Consider the following 20124-nt stretch of genomic DNA (forward strand, 5'->3'; position numbering starts at 1 on the left):
GAAATAATGATGGATCGTCTCTCATCATTGCGTACACAAAAACGGGCTTACGTGTACGGTGTTGTTGAACAAGTGAACGGCGAATGGGTGTTTTTTGACGAAGACGATGAAGCACATGAGTTTACAAGTTTGCCTGAGGAGGTTGAACTTTTTCGCTTCGGTCAATGGGTAAAAGGATGGCTTAGTGAAGATGGGGACATTTATGTGACAGAACGGTATACATTAAAAAACGGTGATCGTCTTCGCTACATCAAACCGTTGTCGCACGCATACGAACAATGGCTTTCCCAGCTACCCGACCACGCGTTTTTCCATTTTATTCATTTAATGAACGAATGGAACTTTTCCGTATACGATTGTTTGTATTGTTATAACTATATGTTATTTGCTGAAAAAGGGGTGAATTTTTTAATGTTTGATAATTCACTGGATATGTGCAACGTGCAACATTATTTTGACGACAAACAACATCGATTCGAGCTGACGTTGCAAACGGGAAAAAAAATCATTGGTGTCCAACTCGATCATTAAATGATAGATTTACTTCCTTGCAACACTTGTTTTTCAAATTGTTCCGCAGGAAGAGGTTTAAAAATGCCGTACCCTTGCGCATAATGACATTTTAATCGTTTCAACAATTTCATTTGTTCAGCCGTTTCCACACCTTCTGCGACAACATTTAAACGCAAACCATGACCCATCGTAATAATCGATTTGACGATCGCAATGTCCGAACGATCTTTATGAAGTTGATAAATGAACGATCGGTCAATTTTCAACGTACGAATCGGCAAATGCTTTAAATAGCTAAGCGATGAATAGCCTGTGCCAAAATCATCAATCGACACATGTACGCCAAGCTGTTGAAGCTGCTTCATGACGTGAATGCTGTAATACATGTTGCGCAGCATCGAACTTTCCGTTAATTCCAAATGCAAACAATGTGCAGGAAGTTTTGACTCGTTGAGCGCTTGTTGCACATCTTCAAAAAACGTCGGATGTTGAAATTGCGTCGCTGAAACATTGACAGAAACGATGAATGAATCGAAGCCGAGATCGTGCCATGTTTTCGTTTGCATGCATGCTTCAGTAAGCACCCATCGCCCAAGATCGTGGATGAAGCCAATTTCTTCTGCAATCGGAATGAACTCAAGCGGAGAAACAAGGCCGATTTTCGGATGTTTCCAGCGCAACAACGCTTCACTACCAATAACTTTTCCTGTCATTAAGTCCATAATCGGTTGATAGACGAGAAAACATTCGTTTTTTTCAAGTGCCTTTCGCAAATATCGCTCCAGCTCGACGCGATACATCACTTGCTCGTTCATTTTTGTGGCGTACAATTTTACGCCGTTGCCGCCTGTTTGTTTCGCGCGATTCACCGCTGTATCCGCATTTTTTAATAGCGATTGGGCATCCACACCGTCCGCTGGATAAAAACTAATCCCAACGCTTGCGGTTAAAAAAAACTCTTTTTCTTCATATACAATCGGCGCCGCAATATGTTGAAGCAGCTTTTTTGTCCATTCAACGACCGTGTCTACATTCGCTTGCTCAGTAAACAACAGGCTAAACTTATCCCCACCGAAGCGACCTAAATGAGCCCCTCGGGGCAATACGTTTTTTATTCGTTCGGCTATTTGTTTTAATATTTCATCCCCACCGTAATGCCCAATCGTATCGTTCACGATTTTAAAACGATCCATATCCACAAACAATACAGCAAGCGTATTACCTGTTTCTTTCGCTTGATCGATCGCTTGTTTTACGATGTTTGTAAATTTCAATCGGTTCGGTAGCCCCGTATCGACATCGTGATAGGCGATATATTTCATATGCTCTTCCGCGCGCTTTTGTTCAGTAATGTCGCGACCGATGCCATAAATGCCAACCTTTTTTCCGTCAACGATAATCGGAACGTTTTTAATTTGGAATAAATATACTTCTCCTGATTTCGATGGAATTTCTAAATTGTATTGTTGCACTTTCCCTTTTAACGCGCGATAAAAATAGCGGCGCACGCGCGGAATATCTTCTTTTTTAATGTAATGAAGCGAGTTTGTATGCAAAATTTCTTCTGCCCTATACCCGAACACTCGTTCAAACGCCGGATTGACGCTTGTAAAATTACCTTCTAAATCGGTGGAATATACAATATCTGGATTATGCTCGAATAAAGAGCGGTAATATTGTTCCGATAGCTTCATTTTTTGACGCATCTCGTCCATATCCGCTCGACAATCGTCAACAACGAGGGCACAAATGACTGCTTGTTCCGATGCATCCCCAATCATCGGAAAAAGCTGCGCTTGGGGCAAATGATGATGCACGTACTGTTCGACTTGCATCCGAAACGAAGGGGAAAGCGAAGAAACAAAAATCGTTAGCTGGTCGTACTCATATAAACGATAGTCGCTCACCCATCGTTCCCAATCCGCAAACGTGTGGCAAACCGTTTGAAATAATTTCATCCCCTTTTCCCACTCTTTCTTTCTCTTTATATTTTTAGAATTATCAATTAATTTCATTATAGCACATTTCCATATGGTAGAAAAAGATAAAAGTTGGCGAATATGCCAACTTTACGAAAAGAAAGAAAAGCCAAATGGTAGTTTAAATCCGAGATATAGCACGATCACAAACGCAACAATGAACTGAAGCCAAAGGACGTTCGTGTTTTTTCCTTTTGCCGTCCGAACGAGAATCATTTCCATCATTCCAATGACCCATAAACCGACAATCACTTTCACGATATAAAGGAACGGAAATGAAGACATGCTATGTAAAATCCATGCCCCTGTCGCGATGATCAAAATGTAAAATAAGCGCAACAACATGTGTACCATTTTTGTTTTTTCATGTCCTTTTGCTTGAAACGCAATCGCAACGACAAATAAAATAAGCGCGACAACCCACGTCGTAATATGTGCATGTGTCATACAGATGCTCCTTTCTTTTGATTTCATATATGCCCATCATAACACGTCCATATGACATTTGAAAAAGAAAACGCTCACCTTTTCTATTTACTTTCTATATTCACTTCAAGTATGTTATATATGTGACGATCGAAATAGGAGGGATTGACGTGAAAACAGCACAAATCATTGAACTAACAGAAAAATACGGCGCAAATAACTATCATCCACTTCCAGTCGTTTTATCAAAAGGCGAAGGTGTATGGGTAGAAGATCCAGAAGGGAATCGTTATATGGATATGTTAAGCGCTTACTCTGCGGTCAACCAAGGACATCGCCATCCGCGCATCGTACAAGCGCTCATTGAACAAGCAAATAAAATTACATTAACATCCCGAGCATTCCATAACGATCAGCTCGGTCCATGGTATGAAAAAGTCGCGAAATTAACAAAAAAAGAAATGGTTTTACCGATGAACACAGGAGCGGAAGCGGTAGAAACAGCCGTCAAAGCGGCGCGCCGCTGGGCGTATGACGTGAAAGGCGTTCCTGCCGATCAAGCGGAAATTATCGTTTGTGAAGATAACTTCCACGGTCGGACGATGACAGCTGTATCGATGTCATCAAACCCAGAGTACAAACGTGGATTCGGTCCAATGCTCCCAGGCATTAAAGTTATTCCGTTCGGCGATGTCGAAGCGCTCAAGCAAGCCATTACACCAAATACAGCAGCGTTTATTTTTGAACCGATTCAAGGGGAAGCGGGCATTAACATTCCGCCAGAAGGGTTTTTAAAAGCCGCATATGACGTATGTAAACAACATAACGTGTTATATATTGCTGACGAAATTCAATCCGGTCTTGGCCGTTCTGGTAAAATGTTTGCGTGCGATTGGGAAGAAGTAGAGCCAGATATGTACATTCTCGGTAAAGCGCTCGGTGGCGGCGTATTCCCAATTTCATGCGTTGCCGCAAACAAAGATATTCTCGGCGTATTTAATCCGGGATCGCACGGATCGACGTTCGGGGGCAACCCGCTTGCTTGTGCTGTTTCGATCGCTGCGCTTGATGTAATCGTTGAAGAAAAATTGCCAGAGCGCTCATTTGAGCTCGGTCAATATTTCCAAGAAAAATTGCGCGAAATTAATCATCCGCACATTAAAGAAGTGCGCGGCAGAGGACTATTTATCGGCGTTGAACTGCATGTTGCGGCACGCCCATATTGTGAAAAACTACAACAAGAAGGGCTATTATGTAAAGAGACGCATGATACAGTCATCCGCTTCGCTCCACCGCTCGTCATTACAAAAGAAGAGCTCGACTGGGCCATTGAAAAAGTGAAAAAAGTATTTGAACAGTAAAAAGCTGGGGCACCCCAGCTTTTTATTTGACTACATTCCGTAACGTCCCGATTTGATCAATCGTAATTTCAATCACATCCCCCGACTGTAAAAAGCGCGGCGGATTCATTCCTTTTCCAACACCGGCTGGCGTTCCTGTCGCAATGACATCCCCTGGCTCTAACGTCATCCCTTTCGACAACGTCGCAATGATCGTCGGAATGTCGAAAATAAATTGCGCTGTCGTTGCCGATTGTCTCACTTCGCCATTTACTTTCGTTTCAATATGTAACGCATGCGGATGAGCGATCGCTGACCGATGAACGATCCACGGTCCCATCGGACATGACGTATCTAAACTTTTGCCAAGCAAATATTGTTTATGTCTTTCTTGTAAATCGCGCGCAGTCACATCGTTTATAATCGTATAACCAAACACGTAATCGAGCGCCTGTTCTTTCGGAATCGCTTTTCCTTTTTTTCCAATCACAATCGCAAGCTCTCCTTCATAATCTAGCTGATCCGTCACATCCGCATGGCGTAAAATCGGTGCCTCATGTCCGATCACTGTCGTTGGCGCTTTCGAAAATACAATCATATTTTCGCGATCCGCTATACTTCCCATTTCTTGCGCATGATCGGCATAATTTTTTCCGATGCAAAAAATGTTTTTGGTCGGACGTGGAATCGGCGCAAGCAACTGCACATCGTGAAGTTCATACGTCCACTCTGGCTGTACGCGCTCAAGCACACGTTGCACTTTTTCAATGAACAATTCCCCAAGTTCGACGCATTCAATCATCGTATTCGGTATCGTTTCATCCGCTTTCGATAAATGAACGACCTTTTGCTCGTGTACAACCCCGACAAACACATCCGATCCCGCATATGCTGTCACAAATTTCATTTTCCATCCCCTCTTTCGTATGATCGAACATCACTATTTTCTCTTTTTCACGTGTAGACTCCTTTGTAAAAAAATTATTTTTCAGCATATTATACTATTTCCTTTTTCTTCAGAATATGTATAATAGTTTATACGTACAGTCATTTACAGACTGTTAACGAAAATGAAAAATGTTGGTGAATCTTATGTCTCTTTCCCTCATCGAAAAGAAAAGACGACAATTAATTGAATTGGCACAAACGTACGGTTTTTCTGCGAAAGAAACGATCCAATGCAGTCAAGAGCTCGATGAATTGTTAAACAAACATTTAAAAGAAGCCGTGCTTTTCCATAAAGAAAAAGAGGACAAGCCTTGTACGACATGATCTGTTCATGTCGTTTTCTTTTTTCCGTACGTCATCCATCGCCATACTCGCTCCATCGGTCCGATGCGATATGTTTTCAACCACCAATGGCTCCATACGACTTGAATGACATATACGATACATGCGACAGCGAGCGCTTGTTTCGGTGTTACTTTTCCATACCATCCGAAGCCATATGAATAAAACAACGTCGTACAAATGATCGATTGCGTCAAATAATTTGTTAACGCCATTTTGCCAACAGGAGCAAAAACATGAACGACTTGCGATGCCATAAGCGAAAACGCAGTAAAATAAAACAAAGCAAGCGCAGGTCCTCCAATCATATCTTGCGCATACGTTGTCACAATATTTTTTTCGACACAAGGCAACATTTTAAAAATGACGCCGACAACGAACGAACCGATGCACCACTTGTTTATCGTTGCGCGATTTATGTTCATGTCATGAAACCATTTTTCTTTTGCGATATATGCCCCAAATAAAAAAAACGGCAAAATCGTTAAAATAAAAATGAACGCTTGTGTAAACGAGTTGACGTACAACCAATCATACGCTCGCTGCATAAAAATTTGTTCCCATGTCCCTTGTTGGTAGTTCGCGACAGCTTGCTTCGCTAACGTCGGCTCTGAAAAATCGACATCGCCATATTGTTTCCACATCACCCACATCAAAATCGTTGAAACGCCAGCCCAACCGCCCCAAAGCGAAAGCGCAAAGCGCCGCAACGTCTTTGCCCTTGCCCGAAAAAACGGAAAAAGAAACAACCCAACGATCGCATAACCAATTAAAATATCGCCATGCCAAATGAAAAACGCATGAAACATCCCAAATAACAACAACGCAAACAAGCGGCGTAAAAAAGTGATCCGGAATTTCTCGCCCCCTTTGTCAAGCATGATCCATGCTCCCCAGCCGAACAACATCGAAAAAAGCGGATAAAAGCTCGCTTGCGCAAATATATCAACAAATGCGAGCAGGAAGCGATCAAGCCCATCTTTCGCAAACACCGTGGCATCGACATACAGCGTCGGAAGTGAAAAATCAAGAACGTTCACAAGCAAAATGCCAAACAACGCAAAACCACGCACCGCATCAATCATTGAAATACGCATAATCTCCCTCCTTTTCCATTTCAGCGTAAAGAAAAAAAAGACCGCTGTCAATCGACAACGGCTCTTCCTTATTAATTCACATATCTTCCTGTCTTTCCTATCGATTGCCAATATTCGTTACGCAAATGTACTTTTTGTATTTTTCCTGATGCGGTTTTTGGCAATTCTTGAACGAATGTGACGCCGGTGATGGCTTTAAAATGGGCAAGTTTTTCGCGTGAAAAGGCGATCAACTCTTGTTCGGTCACTTCTTTTCCTGGACGGACGACGACGAACGCATGCGGCGTTTCGCCCCATTTTTCATGCGGAACAGCAATGACTGCCGCCTCTAACACCGCTGGATGCTCGTACAACACCCCTTCAACTTCAATCGATGAAATGTTTTCCCCACCGCTAATAATAATATCTTTTTTCCGATCAACGATGTCGATGTTGCCATATGCATCGACAGTCGCCATATCTCCTGTATGAAGCCAGCCGTTACGAATCGTTTCCATTGTCGCTTCTGGATTTTTCCAATATCCTGCCATTACGCCGTTGCTGCGCACAATGACTTCTCCGATCGACTTTCCGTCGCGCGGCACTTCTTCCCCATGCTCATTGACGACTTTCACTTCACAGCCAATCATCGCATAACCTGCTTTCGCTTTCATGCGATATTGATCGCTAAGCGGCAAATGTTGCAAATGCGAACGGACGGTAGAAACCGTGCTTAATGGCGATGATTCCGTCATACCGTACACTTGATTGAACCTCTCATGGCTGAAGCCACGAGATTCCTGCGCTGTCCCTTCTACCGAAGGGAGAATGAGCAGGCTAGCCCCGCAGTTCCTGCGGTTAGAAGCCGTATGGCTTCGTTTTTCAAATTAATACTTGCGTTCACATCCCGATCGTGATGTGTGCCACATGAAGGGCATTCCCATTCACGAAGGTGAAGATGCTTCACGTCTTTGTTTTTGTATCCGCAATGAGAACACAATTGGCTAGATGGAAAGTTTTTCGCCACCACAACTACTTGTTTGCCGTACCATGTCGCTTTGTACATGAGCATGTCTGTAAATGTTGACCACGATACGTCGGCAATGGCTTTGGCTAAGTTGTGGTTTTTCATCATGTTTGACACTTGCAAATCCTCGATCCCGATGATGTCGTGGTTTTTGACAATCTCGGTGGAGAGTTTATGCAAGTAGTCGTTTCGGGAATTTGTCATTTTCTCGTGTAGGCGTGCGACCTTGATTCGCTGCTTATGCCAATTTGAACTCCCGATTTGTCGCCTAGAAAGAATACGTTGGGCTTTAGCTAATTTTTCTTCAAGTTTGCGAAGATATTTTGGATTGGCATACGTCGTACCGTCTGAAAGAATGGCAAAGTCCTTTATCCCCAAGTCAATCCCGACGGCACGATTCGTTTTAGGAAGTGGTTGCACCTCTGTTTCTACAAGAATAGACACAAAGTATTTTCCGCTTGCGTTTCGGCGAATGGTCGCAGACAAGATGCGTCCTTCGACTTCCCGACTTTTCGCAAAACGAACAAGACCAAGTTTCGGGAGTTTGATTCGATTACCGACAACGGCAATATTTCCGTTCGTGTACTTTGTTGTGTACGATTGCACCTTGTTCTTTTTTGACTTAAAACGTGGTTTATTGTTTTGTTTTTGAAAAAATCGGGTGTACGCATCAGATAAATGTTTCAGCGAAGTTTGGAGCGCAATGCTGTCCACTTCTTTTAGCCATACCAATTGTTTCTTTAGGCTTGTTAATTGAGAAGAACAAAGCTTGTATGTCAACCCTTTTCCTGTTGTTCGGTACGCACGTTCCCATTCGGCAAGGAAATGATTGAACACAAAACGAGCGCAACCGAATGTTTTGGCAATGAGGATTTCCTGTTCTCTGGTTGGGTAAATACGGAATTTGTATGCTTTATGGACGAACATCGCTTTCACCTCGCTTTCTGATTTTGGATATACTGTCGTATTTGCATTTCTGTGTGTTGGCTTACGGTTGCGACAAAGTAAGAAGGATTCCACAGATTCCCTCCCCACAACTTCTCTTTTAGTTGGGGGAACTCTTTAAACAGCAACCTTGCACTCACGCCTTTTAACGCTTTGATGATATTTGGAATAGAGTGCTGTGGAGTGCAATCAACACTCGTTTGCTGGGCGCTCCTAAGGCTTGACTTCCCCACTAACGTATGGGTACATGGTCGTGTCACAGGATATATTCGGCATATTGTTTCAAGTTGATGTTTGCATTCAAATCGCGATCGATTTCTATCCCACACACTTCACAAAGCAATTCAAGTTTCTTGATATTTTCCGTTCTCCTGTAGCGGTATTCACCTCCTTCAATTTGAATTTTGTTCATTTCATACTTTCGCTACAGCTTTCTTTGCAGTCGCTTCATTTGTTTTTCAAGCTTTTTCACTTTAGGCATATGATGGATGTTAGGAAACGTTATGCCATTGCTGATCGTTGCGAGAGATTTGATTCCTACATCCACCCCAATGCTTTCGTTTGTTTCAACTTCGTTAGCCTTTTTCTGGCTTCACCGTCTTTCAAAAACTTTCCGCCTTGTTTGTTATGCTTTTGTTGTTGTGCTAATGCAAAATTGTACGCCCATCTGGCAACACCCGCGCATTGAAAAAGCTTCATCTTTTGCTTATTGCTAGGCAGAGGCATGACTTTGTATGTTCGAATCATCTTCGCCCCATTCCTTTGTACTTTCATAAAATAATCATAAGATTTTTTCATACATATTTATAGGTTTATCACGAACAGTCAACCCCCTCCTTTTATCCGAAAATTATCATTTTTCAGAAATATTATAACATATCTTTCTTTTTGTGGAGCACATTTCTTTCGTTGTTTTCATATGATTGGATAAGGGAAAGAATGAGAGAAAGGACGATGGCCATGCCTTCCTATATCGCAGGTCCGATTAAAATTACGAACGTCAGTAGCGACGCGACCGTCAATTTCGGCGATACGTTACAAATCGCACCAAAAAGTTCATCTAAATCGCTCGCAGGTGCCGGCGGCGGAAATACAGGAGATTTTTTACAAACGAACACGTTCATCAGCTTTACAAATACAATCGATCCAGACATCGCCGATAGCAACGTAAAAAGCAAGGGATAGCCGATGCCTGCCATTGTTGGAGCAGTCCAAATTAACAGCATCGGAAGCGGCGGCGTGTTTCATATCGGCGATGTATTTGCCATCTCTCCATACAGCGTAGCGAAAACGTTTGCTGGCGCTGGTTCATTTAATACAGGAGACGGCTTGCATATTTATAACCAATATAGCAACACGAATACGAACGACCGTGATATTGCCGATAGCAATATTACCGGAAACGCCTAGCGAGGTGGGAACATGAACTTTTATATTCAACAAACGATTTCCATTCATCAATTAAAAATCGGCTCGCTCACGAACTCATCCGTCCTTCAAATCGGAACGACCGGAAAGGTACAACCGCTCGCCACATTAAGCAATACCGGACAATTTACCGAACCCGCTCCGGAAGCAAAAATCAATATTCAAGGGGAAGAAGGACCGTTCGTCCCGCTTCAATCCCCTGTATAAAACAGTGCTACTTCTTTTGGCTCGGCCATAAACTAGAAAATAAACGGGCCGAAAAAGAAGGAGGCAGCGCGCATGTGGCACGATTACTTTAAACAGCTCGAGGCATATTTAAAATGGCAACAACAAAAAATGCAATCGCTTGAACAAGCGATACATGATTTACAACAACAATATGAACAGTTAAAAAAAAAGCCGCGCACAACGATTGAAAAAATTGAATATCATTTTGATCAACTAAAAGTGGAAACGTTAGAAGGAACGTTAAATATCGGTCTAAATCCTGCAACGTTCGGGGAAGATACGATTGAAAATTTTGCGGTTCCAAAAACACAAACAATTATTCCACAACCGACACCGCAACCGACACCGCTCTTTCGCAACATTCAAACAGCCGTTCATTCATATTTAAAAGAAGAAGGAGAACACATCATCGCCCGCATCGAGCAAACGTATGAGCGGTCGCTTGATCCAACATATCGCCAATTTATATTGCAAGATATTGCTCGACAAATTGATGATCGCATTCATTTTTATTTGCGACAATATGGGGAAAGCGAAACAGAAAACGAACAATTACAACAAAACATTATCGCTTATTTAAAACGAGACATTGAACATTCGATCGAGACATTTTTAAAACATTTACCACGAGAGGAGACGAACGAATGAATATGACAGTTGTGAATCATCATTTATCGGTTGGTCATATCGCCATCGGGGGGGTGGCGAGCGCCTCGCTCGTTTTAATCGGCGATAGCGAAACGATCCAATTAGCTTCCGCATTCGACACACCGCCAGAATCGTTAATTATCGGTCCGTTTCCACAAAAACAAAACAATAAAAAAAATGAGGAAAAGCGATGAGCCGCCTTTCCGTCGTTCATTTACTAAAAGCAAATGCCGTCTCCTTTAGCTCTGTCGTGCAAGTTGGAGACAGCCAACACATTCGTCTTTCTGGGCGGGCGCTTGCCGTTCAAAGACAATTTGAATATGTCGACAGCAACGAATTTCCGCTCGCCTTTCCGATCTTTACAAAACTGATTCCGCTTCCACCTGTTGATCATGAACACGTTTGTCGTTATACGTTGCACGATTGCCCGCTCATCGCTGTTCATTCCATTCGCATCATCGGGGTTTCTTCTACATCTGTCGTGCATATCGGTTCCACGAAAAATGTAGAAGCGGAATCACGAGTCAAACATATTCGTCAGCTGACAGAAAGGAGAGAACGACATGCCCGCTCTCGTCGGTCCGATTAAAATTAACCTCGTCGCTAGCGGCGCCGTCATGCAAGTAGGGGATACGTTATATGTCTCACCGAAAATATCATCGAAAACATTCGCTGGCGCAGGCGCGTTTAATACAGGCAATTTTATTATCGCCAACAACGGCATTAGCTTAACAAATACGCTCGATTGCGACGCATTCGATCAAAACGTTGCCGACAATGCTTAACGCTTTTGCCGCTTCGCCTTTTTTATTTTCGGCAACCGATCAGCTGGTTGTTTTCGAATCCACCGAATAAATGACGCGATGCGTTCATCATGTTGTAACCGCTCGATCGTATATAGCCGACTCGCTAATTCCTCGTTCGTATATAACGCGTGAATTTGCTTATGGCAAGGAAAGCATAGTTTGGCCGTTTCTGTTCCGCCATACTCTTTCGGCGTTAAATGATGAGCGGTGAACACAACATCGTCTCTCCCGCACAGTTCACATATTCCTTTCATCGCCCGTCTCCTTTACATCACTTCAAGTTGGACTGTCGTTCCTTTTCCAGACGGTTCTGCTGGTTTTACAATGAGCCGTTTCGGCATGCGCGCATGCAACTCTTGAACGTGGCTAATGACCCCGATCGCCATATGTTCTCCTCGCAATCGTTCTAATGCGGTCATGACGACATCTAACAACTCCTGGTCAAGCGTGCCGAATCCTTCATCTAAAAAGAAAAATTGCAACGGATATTCCCCGCGCAGCTGAATTTGCGCCGATAGCGCTAACGCTAACGATAAAGATGTTAAAAACGTTTCGCCTCCCGATAATGTCGTCACCGGACGACGTACACCTCCGTTTGCATCGTCACGAATGACAAAACCTCCTTCGGAATCTAGCTCAATCGCATAACGCTGTCTCGTCAATTCCCCAAGTCGTTCCGATGCATAGCGCGTCACATGAACGAGCTGTTCTTCCGCAATAAATTCAACGAAGCTATTTCCGCGCAACACTTTTTGCAGCTCCTCGTACTGACCGACGAGCTTTTCTAGTTGCATTCTTTCTTGGTGCAATTGTTCAAAGCGCGCATGTTTCGCCTCTAAATCAGCGACGATCGCTTCAAGTGAACCGAGTTGCCGCATATGTTCGTCCACTTGTTGCTTCGCTTGTTCGTACGCGCACATCGTTTCTTCCCATTGTTGTTTCGTCATGACGACGCCATTCATCGCCTCATTTAATCGCTGCCATTCATTTTGTAGCTTCATGAGTATATCTTTATATTGTTGAATGTCATGAGCGATTTGTTGTTTCGTTTGTTCATCTAAGCGGGACGCAAGCACATCATCCACCGTTTTGAAAACAGTTTTTTGGAATTGTTCTGCCAACATTCGTTCCGCTTCTTGTTTTCGCTTCTCTCCTTCTTGTAAAGCGACATCTGCGGCTTGTTTGTCCGCTTGCAACGTGTGCAGTTGTTGTTGTAATGACATCCATCGGGCATACGCCTCTTCTTCTTCACGCTTGACACGTTGTAACGTTTCCTCTATACGAATGAGCTGTTGTTTTACAGACTCCTCATCCATTCCTTCTGGCAGCGTTTGTTTATATTGTTCATATTGTTGCTGTTGCATATTCCATTCAGTTGTCCATTCTGCTTTTTGTTTTATGACCTCTTGATACGTTTCTTTCCATTGCTCTAATTCCGCTCGTTTATTATCTAGTACGGTCACGCTTTTTTCAATGCGCTGTTGCAACTGCTGGGCTTCCTGTTCGCGCTTGCGAAGGTTGCGAACGATGTCATCGACTTGTTCAAACGATACATCTGGATACGCCTCATGCCACATCTTTTTTTCTTGTTCGATGCGCGTGCGTCGCTCTGCACATTTTTCCTCTAATTCAGCCATTTGTTGACGAACGGTTTCCATTTGATACGCATATTGTTGCTCCTTTTGTTTTTGCTCGTTCCATTTTTCGATATAGCGATACATCCGATCGCGGCATGCGATATAATCTTGTTGCAACGCCTTCCCTTCGATTTCGATTTCTTTTAAAGAAGAAAGCGGTGCTTCTTCCACTTCTCGTTTCACTTTTTCCACATCGACACGTTGTGGCAAAGGGTGGCGTACCATCATTTCAGACAACTGTTCGACTTGCATTTTTATTTGCTGTATTGCCGCAACGAGCTGTTCTCCGATTTGAATAGAACGGTCGATCCGTTCGAGCGCTTCTTCATCGAGCGCCACTTGTTGTCTTTTTGCTCGATTTGGATGATGCGTCGAACCACAAACCGGACAAGCTTCCCCATCGCGCAAGCGTTCAGCTAACGTCGCCGCTAAATCATGTAGACGTGCCGCCTCCATTTGCTTTTTTTCCTCTTTCCATTGATAGACGAGCACCATCGCTTGCTTTTCCCGCTCACAGACGCGATGATACAACCATTCTACATGACGAAACTCTTCCGCTAGACGCGCTTCAAGTTGTTTCATTTGTTTTATTTCTCGTTCATACGTTTGTTTCATCGCTTCATATGTTTTCAGTTTTTCTTCTTTTTCCTTTTCGATTTCTTCAAGCGCTTGCCGCTGCAATTGAATGTGTTTCTTTTTTTCATCCACTTGTTCCAAACGCTCTTTTACATGCACGTCAACTTTTTTCTCTTCCCATTGTTTTTTTAATTCCGCTTGTTTTGCACTCCATGTTGTATATTCTTGCGTGCATGTGTCAACGCGAAGGCGCGCTTCTTGTTCTTTTTCCTCTATCTCTTGCAAACTCGCGCGTAGCTTTGCTTGTTGTTGTTCAAGCGACCGCATAAGCGCCAACGTTTGTAGCGCTTGTTTCAGCTGCTCTTGTTTTTGCAACGATTTCGGTTCTTCTTCGTTCTTTTTCGCACGACATTGTTCATATTGTTTACTTGCTTGTTCATACATCGTGCGCACTTGCTGTAATTGGGCATCTCGTTCCTTTGCTTTTTGTTGCCAATGCGCAACTTCTTTTTCGCTTCGTTCCACTTGTTCAATATACGGAGCAAGACGTTCAGCTTCTTTGCTTCGTTCATACGTCTGCTCAAGCTGTTTCATCCGTTCTTCTTGCTTTCTCCACTCATCAAGCTGTTGTTCTACTTTTTCTTTTTCGCATTGCCATTGCCATAATTGTTTTTCTTTTTCGTATCGTTCGTGAATGTCGCGCAACTCGTTTTTCGCTCTCTCTAGCGCCTCTTTTCTTTCTGTCAACGCTTGCTTTTGCTTTTCGACTTGTTCTTTCGAAGCGTCGCCAAGCCCAGCTTGCTCCCCTTTGATCGCCTCTAACTTTGCGGACGCGTCTGCCAATTTATTTTTTAGTTTTTTATTTAATTCGTCGCCATATCGTTCAAGATGAAACAAGCGCTGAAGCATTTGACGGCGCTCCGATCCTTTTAACGACAAAAATTCAGCAAACTTTCCTTGCGGCAAAACGACAGCTCTTGTAAAATCTTTCATTTCTAAACCGAGCAACTGTTTTACTTGTTCATCAACAAGACGCGTCTTATCTGCGATGACGACGCGCTCGTTTCCTTCTTCGATGAAGCGGCTGACGACAGAACGAATGCGCAGCGCATCCGCGCGCTTAAACGAGCGCTCAACCGTATATCGCTTTACTCCTTCCGCATGTTGTAATTCAAATGTAAACGAAACGAATAGTTCATTTTCCGCATGGTTCATAATTCCGTTCGTCTGATTTGCCGCGCGTTCGACATTTCCGTATAACGCGAGCGTCATCGCATCTAAAATCGACGACTTTCCGCTTCCTGTCGGACCGAAAATGCCAAACAATCCCCCTTCGCATAGCCGTTCGAAATCAATCGTTTCCTTCTGGCGAAAACTATGCAACCCTGCAATCGTTAAACGAATCGGTTTCATCGTTCATCCTCCTCAGCAACGAGCTGCAAAAATAGTTGAACGAGCTCTTCAGACGGCTTTCCTCCGCCTGTTTGCCGTTCATAAAAACGCGTAAACAACGTTTCAATCGGAACATCGGTGCGCACTTCACGCACAACATCGTCCTTTTTTAAGTAATTCGGGCGAATATGAACAAATCCGTCATACAATTTACGCAACCGATGTGTTTCTTCTAACGTTAACGATTGCTCGACATCAATTTCTAAATCAATCCACGCCCCGCGATCGCGCCCTTCCTCAATCCAACGATACACTTGCGCTAACCCTTCTGTCGCTTTCCATTTGACAAGCGGACGCCCTTTGGAAAGCCAACATTCTGAAATGGCAGGAGCAGAGCGCGGCTGCACGTCAACGATCGTCACCGACTTGCTGTATCCTGCTTCGGAAAAACTGTAGGCGAGCGGTGAGCCGGAATAGCGCGCCGGCATCACCGCATGTTTCACATCTTGAGGACGGTGCAAATGACCGAGTGCGACATATTGCGCACGCTGAGGGAAGCTTGCTGGCGACACCGTATATGCTCCGCCGAGCTCAATCGGGCGCTCGGAATCGCACGTTGCCCCTCCAGCGACATATAAATGACTCATTGCAATATTGACGGCATCTTCTTGAAATGATGCATTCATTTTTGCAAAAATGGCGCGAATGCGTTCATCATATCGTGCGCGCAACAACGTTTCATCGCATTCGTCGGAAAGCAATTCGTTCAAGCGCGACTCTGACGGATACGGAAGCGCCGCAACGATTAATATTTCATCAGCTGATGGAACATACAAGCGCTGCACAACATCCGTTGGAAATCCTAACAACGTAATCGCATGTTTTGCGGCAATCGGAGCGGCCGCACTTAAACGACCCGGGTGATCGTGGTTTCCCGCAATGACAACAACGTGACGTTTTCCGTGATCGCTCAAACGTGAAAGCGATTCATAAAAAAGCTTTTCCGCATCAGCAGGCGGATTGACTGTATCAAACGCATCGCCAGCAAGCAATACGACATCGATGTTTTCCTTCTGTACGATTTCTACTATTTCATCGATCACCGCTTCTTGCTCGCTCAAGCGGCTTCGCCCTTCAAGCGTTTTCCCTAAATGCCAATCAGCCGTATGCAAAATACGCAAATTAATCCCCTCCCATCGCTACAAGTAGCGCACCGTCAAAAGCGTACACGTAAGTTTCGGTTACTTTCTTTTTCCAAATCGCTTCGATCGCCTCACGATATAACGCTAATTGCCCTTCATATCGTCGCTTTAGTTGTTCCTGTGGGTCATTCATCCACGATACGCGATCTGTTTTATAGTCAATTAAAACGAGCCCGTATTCATCTTCAAATACGCAGTCAATGACTCCTTGAACGATCACCGTTTCCCCCTCCATCTCGTGCGCCAAATAAAACGGCACTTCCCGTTCAAGTCGCTTCGCACGTTGCATTCGCTTGCCGATCGGAGTGTGGAAAAAGGCAACGATGCTTTCTATATCAACCGCTTTCGCCTGCTCTTCGGTGAGCCATTCTCCGTTTATCATGCGCGCGATTTGCTCCTGCACCTCATGAGCAGTCACTTCTTTTGTTACGTCAATATGTTGCATCACAAGATGCATAATCGTTCCTCGTTCGGCTGGCGTCATCGTTTTCGCTTGCAAAAAGCGCGGCCGTTCAACGATCTCTTTTCGAAACGGCTGTTCGGCATGTCCACCGTATATGTCGCGTTGTCGTTTTAATTCCGATACACTTTGTTTCGCCCTTAACGTCGTTGCGCTCGCATACGTATACGTCCAAGAAAGGCGGCGCTTGACTTCTTCTTCATATTCGCTTTTAATCGCCACAGGTTGCAGTTGTTGAATCGCTTCAACGATGTCACGATGCTCATTTGCTTGCTCATCTTCTTGCTCAAGCGCATGCGCCGACACAACGTGCATCTCCCATAGCGATGCATCGTGAAGCACCGTTTTCGACGGACAAACGCTTTGTGGATGACGGATGAGGGCATAACCGAGCCAATCCGCATAGCTTTTTGCCTTTTCAATGACATACGCAGGAAGTTCCCACGTGGATGTATAAGTGACTTCTTGCCATTTTTTCTTTTCCGCTTCGATATCCTTTACCGTCGATACGATATATAACTTTTCTTTTGCACGCGTCAGCGCGACGTATAAAATGCGCATTTCTTCCGCAAGCATGTGCAGTTTCATTTTTTTCTTGATCGCTAGCTGCGCGATCGTCGGATAGCTTGCCCGCCACGTCGGATGAACATAGCGCATCCCTAACCCGAAATCTTTATCTAATATGTAGTCGCCGCGCAAATCTTTCGTGTTAAATCGTTTTGCAGCACCTGCTAAAAAGACGATCGGGAACTCAAGCCCTTTACTTTTATGAATCGTCATCATGCGCACAACATCTTCTTGTTCTGTGAGCGAACGCGCCGCTCCAAAATCGTCCTCGCGCTCTTTTAGCCGTTCAATAAAACGTAAAAAGCGAAAAATGCCACGAAACGACGTTTTTTCATATTGTTTTGCGCGATCATACAACGCGCGTAAATTCGCTTGCCGCTGTTTTCCTCCCGGCATTCCGCCGACGTAGTCGTAAAAGTTTGTATCACGATACAATTGCCAAATGAAGTCAGCAAGCGGCTTTTGTCTTGCGGCTGTACGCCACTCCGATAAATACGAAAGCCAACGTTTCACTTTTTCATAAAGCTCATCATCTTGTGATTGCTCGACAAAAGCAAGCAACGCCTCATAAAATGCCCCGTCTTTTTTCGCCAAACGAATGCGCGCCAACTCATTTTCGTCCAATCCAACAATCGGTGAGCGAAGCACCGCTGCAAGCGGAATGTCTTGATACGGATTGTCAATCACTTTCAAAAGCGATAACATAATTGACACTTCGGTCGCTGAAAAGTAACCTGTCGACAACTCGGCATATACCGGAACGTTTTGCTTCCGAAATTCTTCTAACATCGCTGAAGCAGACGACATCGAGCGACATAAAATGACGATGTCGCGATACATGAGACGCCGTTCTCCTTTTAAGCGACGGTCGTAAACGAAAAACGGCTCGGCAAGCAGTTGTTTGATTTTTTTCGCGATCCATCTCGCTTCAAGCTGAACGGCTGTCACATCTTCTTGTTCTTCTTCGTCGCTTTCTTCTTTTGCTTCATTAATCCACACACATTCGACTGGCACTTGTTTTTCCGGATAATCGCGCGCGCCAAAGCGAAGAGCCGCGTCATCGTCATAACGCATGTCCCCGACCGTTTCCGTCATGAGTTGTCGGAAAATAAAGTTCGTTCCATCTAATATTTCTTTTCGGCTGCGAAAGTTTTTCGCTAAATCAATGCGCAATCCGCCCTCGCCGTCTTTCGTAAACCGATCATATTTTTGTAAAAAAAGCGACGGTTCCGCAAGACGAAAGCCGTAAATCGATTGCTTCACATCGCCGACCATAAACAAATTGCCTGTCGCTTCATCGTCGTTACATACGAGCCGTAAAATAGACTCTTGCACCATATTTGTATCTTGGTATTCGTCGACGAGCACTTCGGCAAATTGCGCTCGATAATAAAGAGCCGCTTCCGACGGCTTGAACTCATGTTCCGCAGAACGATCGCGTAAAATGTGTAAACAATAATGTTCTAAGTCTGAAAAATCAACGATCCCTTTTTCGTCTTTTTTCGCTTGCAATAGATCGGCAAACCGTTGCACCATTTGTATGATCGTAGCAACCATCGGCTTCATCTCGCGCAAATGGCGCACGTATGTCGCGGGTTGAAACGAAAACAGTTCTTCTGTTACACTGTTTATTTCTTTTTTCACTTGCTCGCGCAGTTTTTTTACCTCATCAATCAATTGTTCATCATATGTCCCGTCTTTCGGCTTTCTTTTTGCCGTCGCAAACGATACGTTTTTCATCGTTTCATGTAGCTTTTGCCACGATTCAGCACGCGCCTCTTTGAGCTTGGCAATAACTTGTTGATCGCTAACGAGCGTTGCATGCAAATAATCCGGTCCACCTGGCTCTTTCGTTTTTTGCAACGCTTGCGCCAATCGTTGTTCCGCTGTCTCTAGCGCCAAATCAACCGCTTGAAAAAGGTAATGTGCATACGGTAAATCGTCGACGCGTGCACCTTCTTCGACATCGTACATATGAACGATTTGTTGTAACCATTCGTTCGGGTTTGGATGCGAACGAGAAAATTCATATAGCCGTAAAATAAGCGTTTGCAAATCCGCATCTGTCCGATCGCTCGTATATTTGTCAACAACAGCTAAAAACGCTTCATCGTTTTCCGCATAATATTGTTCAAATAACGTTTCTAACACTTCTTCTTTTAATAGCGCCATCTCCCCTTCATCCGCGATGCGAAACACCGGATCAATGCCGATCATGTAATAATATTTGCGAATGACATCTAAACAAAACGAGTGAATCGTGGAAATAGACGCTTTTTGCAAAAGACTGAGTTGCCTGCGCAAATGAAGCGAGTGCGGTTCGTTTTCGAGCGCTCTCTCTAACGCTTCTCCGATACGCTGGCGCATTTCTGCTGCTGCCGCATTCGTAAACGTCACAACAAGCAACCGATCGACATCGATCGGCCGCTCTTTATGCAATATTTTTTGAATAATGCGCTCGACAAGCACCGCTGTTTTTCCTGAACCTGCGGCGGCGGCAACGAGCGTATGTTGACCTGTGGCATAAATCGCTTTCCATTGTTCATCCGTCCATTGACTTTCTCGTGGTTTTCGCGGAATCACA

Annotated in this window: 20 protein-coding genes and 2 pseudogenes; 10 read left to right on the forward strand and 12 right to left on the reverse strand. The window is 44.2% G+C overall.

The window, feature by feature from the left end; genetic code table 11:
* Positions 1–6: 6 nt before the first annotated feature.
* Positions 7–531, forward strand: a complete 525-nt coding sequence (locus JV16_RS04825) for a DUF2777 family protein (protein WP_420864982.1) — start codon at positions 7–9, stop codon at positions 529–531.
* On the opposite strand, the gene JV16_RS04830 is transcribed toward JV16_RS04825, so the two are convergent.
* Positions 528–2471, reverse strand: coding sequence for a putative bifunctional diguanylate cyclase/phosphodiesterase (locus JV16_RS04830; RefSeq protein WP_042534527.1), 1944 nt, complete (start codon positions 2469–2471; stop codon positions 528–530). The genes JV16_RS04825 and JV16_RS04830 overlap by 4 nt on opposite strands.
* Before the next feature lie 111 nt (positions 2472–2582).
* Positions 2583–2939, reverse strand: a complete 357-nt coding sequence (locus tag JV16_RS04835) for a YisL family protein (protein WP_042534529.1) — start codon at positions 2937–2939, stop codon at positions 2583–2585.
* A gap of 149 nt (positions 2940–3088) precedes the next feature.
* On the opposite strand from JV16_RS04835, the gene JV16_RS04840 reads away from it, so the two are divergent.
* Positions 3089–4279: an ornithine--oxo-acid transaminase gene (locus JV16_RS04840; protein ID WP_021094004.1), complete on the forward strand. Its 1191-nt coding sequence runs from the start codon at positions 3089–3091 to the stop codon at positions 4277–4279.
* A 22-nt stretch (positions 4280–4301) separates the two neighbouring features.
* Here JV16_RS04840 and JV16_RS04845 read toward each other — a convergent pair whose 3' ends face one another.
* Positions 4302–5165 (reverse strand): fumarylacetoacetate hydrolase family protein, encoded by an 864-nt coding sequence (locus JV16_RS04845; RefSeq protein ID WP_021094003.1) that lies wholly within the window; start codon positions 5163–5165, stop codon positions 4302–4304.
* 185 nt (positions 5166–5350) lie between these two features.
* Between JV16_RS04845 and JV16_RS04850 the strand changes: the two genes are divergently transcribed.
* Positions 5351–5530: an aspartyl-phosphate phosphatase Spo0E family protein gene (locus JV16_RS04850; protein ID WP_020424565.1), complete on the forward strand. Its 180-nt coding sequence runs from the start codon at positions 5351–5353 to the stop codon at positions 5528–5530.
* A gap of 5 nt (positions 5531–5535) precedes the next feature.
* Here JV16_RS04850 and JV16_RS04855 read toward each other — a convergent pair whose 3' ends face one another.
* The 5 genes and pseudogenes from JV16_RS04855 to JV16_RS15920 all read right to left on the reverse strand — a co-directional run bounded on the left by JV16_RS04855 (position 5536) and on the right by JV16_RS15920 (position 9343).
* The gene (locus tag JV16_RS04855; protein WP_042534531.1) at positions 5536–6645 is read right to left on the reverse strand and encodes a DUF418 domain-containing protein; all 1110 of its coding nucleotides are present in this window, start codon (positions 6643–6645) and stop codon (positions 5536–5538) included.
* Positions 6646–6716: 71 nt separating this feature from the next.
* A pseudogene (locus tag JV16_RS04860) lies at positions 6717–7397 on the reverse strand (AMP-binding enzyme); the annotation flags it as partial.
* Between the two features lie 41 nt (positions 7398–7438).
* Entirely contained in the window at positions 7439–8578 is a 1140-nt protein-coding gene (gene tnpB / locus JV16_RS04865; RefSeq protein WP_042534663.1) for an IS200/IS605 family element RNA-guided endonuclease TnpB, read from the reverse strand.
* A gap of 5 nt (positions 8579–8583) precedes the next feature.
* Positions 8584–8790: pseudogene (gene tnpA / locus JV16_RS15115) on the reverse strand (IS200/IS605 family transposase); the annotation flags it as partial.
* A 343-nt stretch (positions 8791–9133) separates the two neighbouring features.
* Positions 9134–9343: a helix-turn-helix domain-containing protein gene (locus tag JV16_RS15920; protein WP_244463789.1), complete on the reverse strand. Its 210-nt coding sequence runs from the start codon at positions 9341–9343 to the stop codon at positions 9134–9136.
* 213 nt (positions 9344–9556) lie between these two features.
* On the opposite strand from JV16_RS15920, the gene JV16_RS04875 reads away from it, so the two are divergent.
* The 7 genes from JV16_RS04875 (at position 9557) to JV16_RS04905 (ending at position 11685) form a co-directional block, all read left to right on the forward strand.
* The gene (locus JV16_RS04875) at positions 9557–9781 is read left to right on the forward strand and encodes a spore germination protein (protein ID WP_042534536.1); all 225 of its coding nucleotides are present in this window, start codon (positions 9557–9559) and stop codon (positions 9779–9781) included.
* A 3-nt stretch (positions 9782–9784) separates the two neighbouring features.
* Positions 9785–10006, forward strand: coding sequence for a spore germination protein (locus JV16_RS04880; RefSeq protein WP_009361957.1), 222 nt, complete (start codon positions 9785–9787; stop codon positions 10004–10006).
* 12 nt (positions 10007–10018) lie between these two features.
* Positions 10019–10231: a spore germination protein GerPB gene (locus tag JV16_RS04885; RefSeq protein ID WP_035064814.1), complete on the forward strand. Its 213-nt coding sequence runs from the start codon at positions 10019–10021 to the stop codon at positions 10229–10231.
* A gap of 72 nt (positions 10232–10303) precedes the next feature.
* Positions 10304–10900, forward strand: a complete 597-nt coding sequence (gerPC, locus tag JV16_RS04890; protein ID WP_042534540.1) for a spore germination protein GerPC — start codon at positions 10304–10306, stop codon at positions 10898–10900.
* Positions 10897–11094 carry a hypothetical protein gene (locus JV16_RS04895; protein ID WP_009361960.1) on the forward strand — a complete coding sequence of 66 codons (198 nt, stop codon included), beginning with the start codon at positions 10897–10899 and terminating at the stop codon, positions 11092–11094. Before gerPC ends, JV16_RS04895 begins: the two co-directional genes overlap by 4 nt.
* Positions 11091–11489 carry a spore germination protein GerPE gene (locus tag JV16_RS04900; RefSeq protein ID WP_042534542.1) on the forward strand — a complete coding sequence of 133 codons (399 nt, stop codon included), beginning with the start codon at positions 11091–11093 and terminating at the stop codon, positions 11487–11489. The genes JV16_RS04895 and JV16_RS04900 overlap by 4 nt, the downstream gene beginning before the upstream one ends.
* On the forward strand, positions 11464–11685 hold the full coding sequence (locus tag JV16_RS04905; RefSeq protein ID WP_042534544.1) for a spore germination protein: 222 nt from the start codon (positions 11464–11466) through the stop codon (positions 11683–11685). Before JV16_RS04900 ends, JV16_RS04905 begins: the two co-directional genes overlap by 26 nt.
* Here JV16_RS04905 and JV16_RS04910 read toward each other — a convergent pair.
* Genes JV16_RS04910 through addA form a run of 4 tightly spaced genes read right to left on the reverse strand, consistent with a single transcriptional unit; the run spans position 11682 to position 20123 of the window.
* Positions 11682–11960: an HNH endonuclease family protein gene (locus JV16_RS04910; protein ID WP_042534546.1), complete on the reverse strand. Its 279-nt coding sequence runs from the start codon at positions 11958–11960 to the stop codon at positions 11682–11684. The two genes, JV16_RS04905 and JV16_RS04910, sit on opposite strands and share 4 nt — an antisense overlap.
* 12 nt (positions 11961–11972) lie before the next feature.
* Positions 11973–15332 carry an AAA family ATPase gene (locus JV16_RS04915; RefSeq protein ID WP_042534549.1) on the reverse strand — a complete coding sequence of 1120 codons (3360 nt, stop codon included), beginning with the start codon at positions 15330–15332 and terminating at the stop codon, positions 11973–11975.
* Positions 15329–16492: an exonuclease SbcCD subunit D gene (locus tag JV16_RS04920; protein WP_042534551.1), complete on the reverse strand. Its 1164-nt coding sequence runs from the start codon at positions 16490–16492 to the stop codon at positions 15329–15331. The genes JV16_RS04915 and JV16_RS04920 overlap by 4 nt, the downstream gene beginning before the upstream one ends.
* Position 16493: 1 nt before the next feature.
* Positions 16494–20123, reverse strand: a complete 3630-nt coding sequence (gene addA, locus JV16_RS04925; RefSeq protein WP_042534553.1) for a helicase-exonuclease AddAB subunit AddA — start codon at positions 20121–20123, stop codon at positions 16494–16496.
* Position 20124: the final 1 nt, after the last annotated feature.

The organism is Anoxybacillus ayderensis (assembly GCF_000833605.1).
In the GTDB taxonomy this organism is placed as follows: Bacteria; Bacillota; Bacilli; order Bacillales; family Anoxybacillaceae; genus Anoxybacillus; species Anoxybacillus ayderensis.

Excerpts from the sequence above, each read along its gene's own strand:
- JV16_RS04880 (WP_009361957.1), top strand. The coding sequence starts at position 9,785 with ATGCCTGCCATTGTTGGAGCAGTCCAAATTAACAGCATCGGAAGCGGC.
- JV16_RS04915 (WP_042534549.1), bottom strand. The coding sequence starts at position 15,332 with ATGAAACCGATTCGTTTAACGATTGCAGGGTTGCATAGTTTTCGCCAG.
- JV16_RS04825 (WP_420864982.1), top strand. The coding sequence starts at position 7 with ATGATGGATCGTCTCTCATCATTGCGTACACAAAAACGGGCTTACGTG.
- tnpB (WP_042534663.1), bottom strand. The coding sequence starts at position 8,578 with ATGTTCGTCCATAAAGCATACAAATTCCGTATTTACCCAACCAGAGAA.
- JV16_RS04905 (WP_042534544.1), top strand. The coding sequence starts at position 11,464 with ATGCCCGCTCTCGTCGGTCCGATTAAAATTAACCTCGTCGCTAGCGGC.
- JV16_RS04845 (WP_021094003.1), bottom strand. The coding sequence starts at position 5,165 with ATGAAATTTGTGACAGCATATGCGGGATCGGATGTGTTTGTCGGGGTT.
- JV16_RS04895 (WP_009361960.1), top strand. The coding sequence starts at position 10,897 with ATGAATATGACAGTTGTGAATCATCATTTATCGGTTGGTCATATCGCC.
- JV16_RS04910 (WP_042534546.1), bottom strand. The coding sequence starts at position 11,960 with ATGAAAGGAATATGTGAACTGTGCGGGAGAGACGATGTTGTGTTCACC.
- gerPC (WP_042534540.1), top strand. The coding sequence starts at position 10,304 with ATGTGGCACGATTACTTTAAACAGCTCGAGGCATATTTAAAATGGCAA.
- JV16_RS15920 (WP_244463789.1), bottom strand. The coding sequence starts at position 9,343 with ATGATTCGAACATACAAAGTCATGCCTCTGCCTAGCAATAAGCAAAAG.
- JV16_RS04875 (WP_042534536.1), top strand. The coding sequence starts at position 9,557 with ATGCCTTCCTATATCGCAGGTCCGATTAAAATTACGAACGTCAGTAGC.
- JV16_RS04855 (WP_042534531.1), bottom strand. The coding sequence starts at position 6,645 with ATGCGTATTTCAATGATTGATGCGGTGCGTGGTTTTGCGTTGTTTGGC.
- JV16_RS04830 (WP_042534527.1), bottom strand. The coding sequence starts at position 2,471 with ATGAAATTATTTCAAACGGTTTGCCACACGTTTGCGGATTGGGAACGA.
- JV16_RS04885 (WP_035064814.1), top strand. The coding sequence starts at position 10,019 with ATGAACTTTTATATTCAACAAACGATTTCCATTCATCAATTAAAAATC.
- JV16_RS04850 (WP_020424565.1), top strand. The coding sequence starts at position 5,351 with ATGTCTCTTTCCCTCATCGAAAAGAAAAGACGACAATTAATTGAATTG.
- JV16_RS04835 (WP_042534529.1), bottom strand. The coding sequence starts at position 2,939 with ATGACACATGCACATATTACGACGTGGGTTGTCGCGCTTATTTTATTT.
- JV16_RS04900 (WP_042534542.1), top strand. The coding sequence starts at position 11,091 with ATGAGCCGCCTTTCCGTCGTTCATTTACTAAAAGCAAATGCCGTCTCC.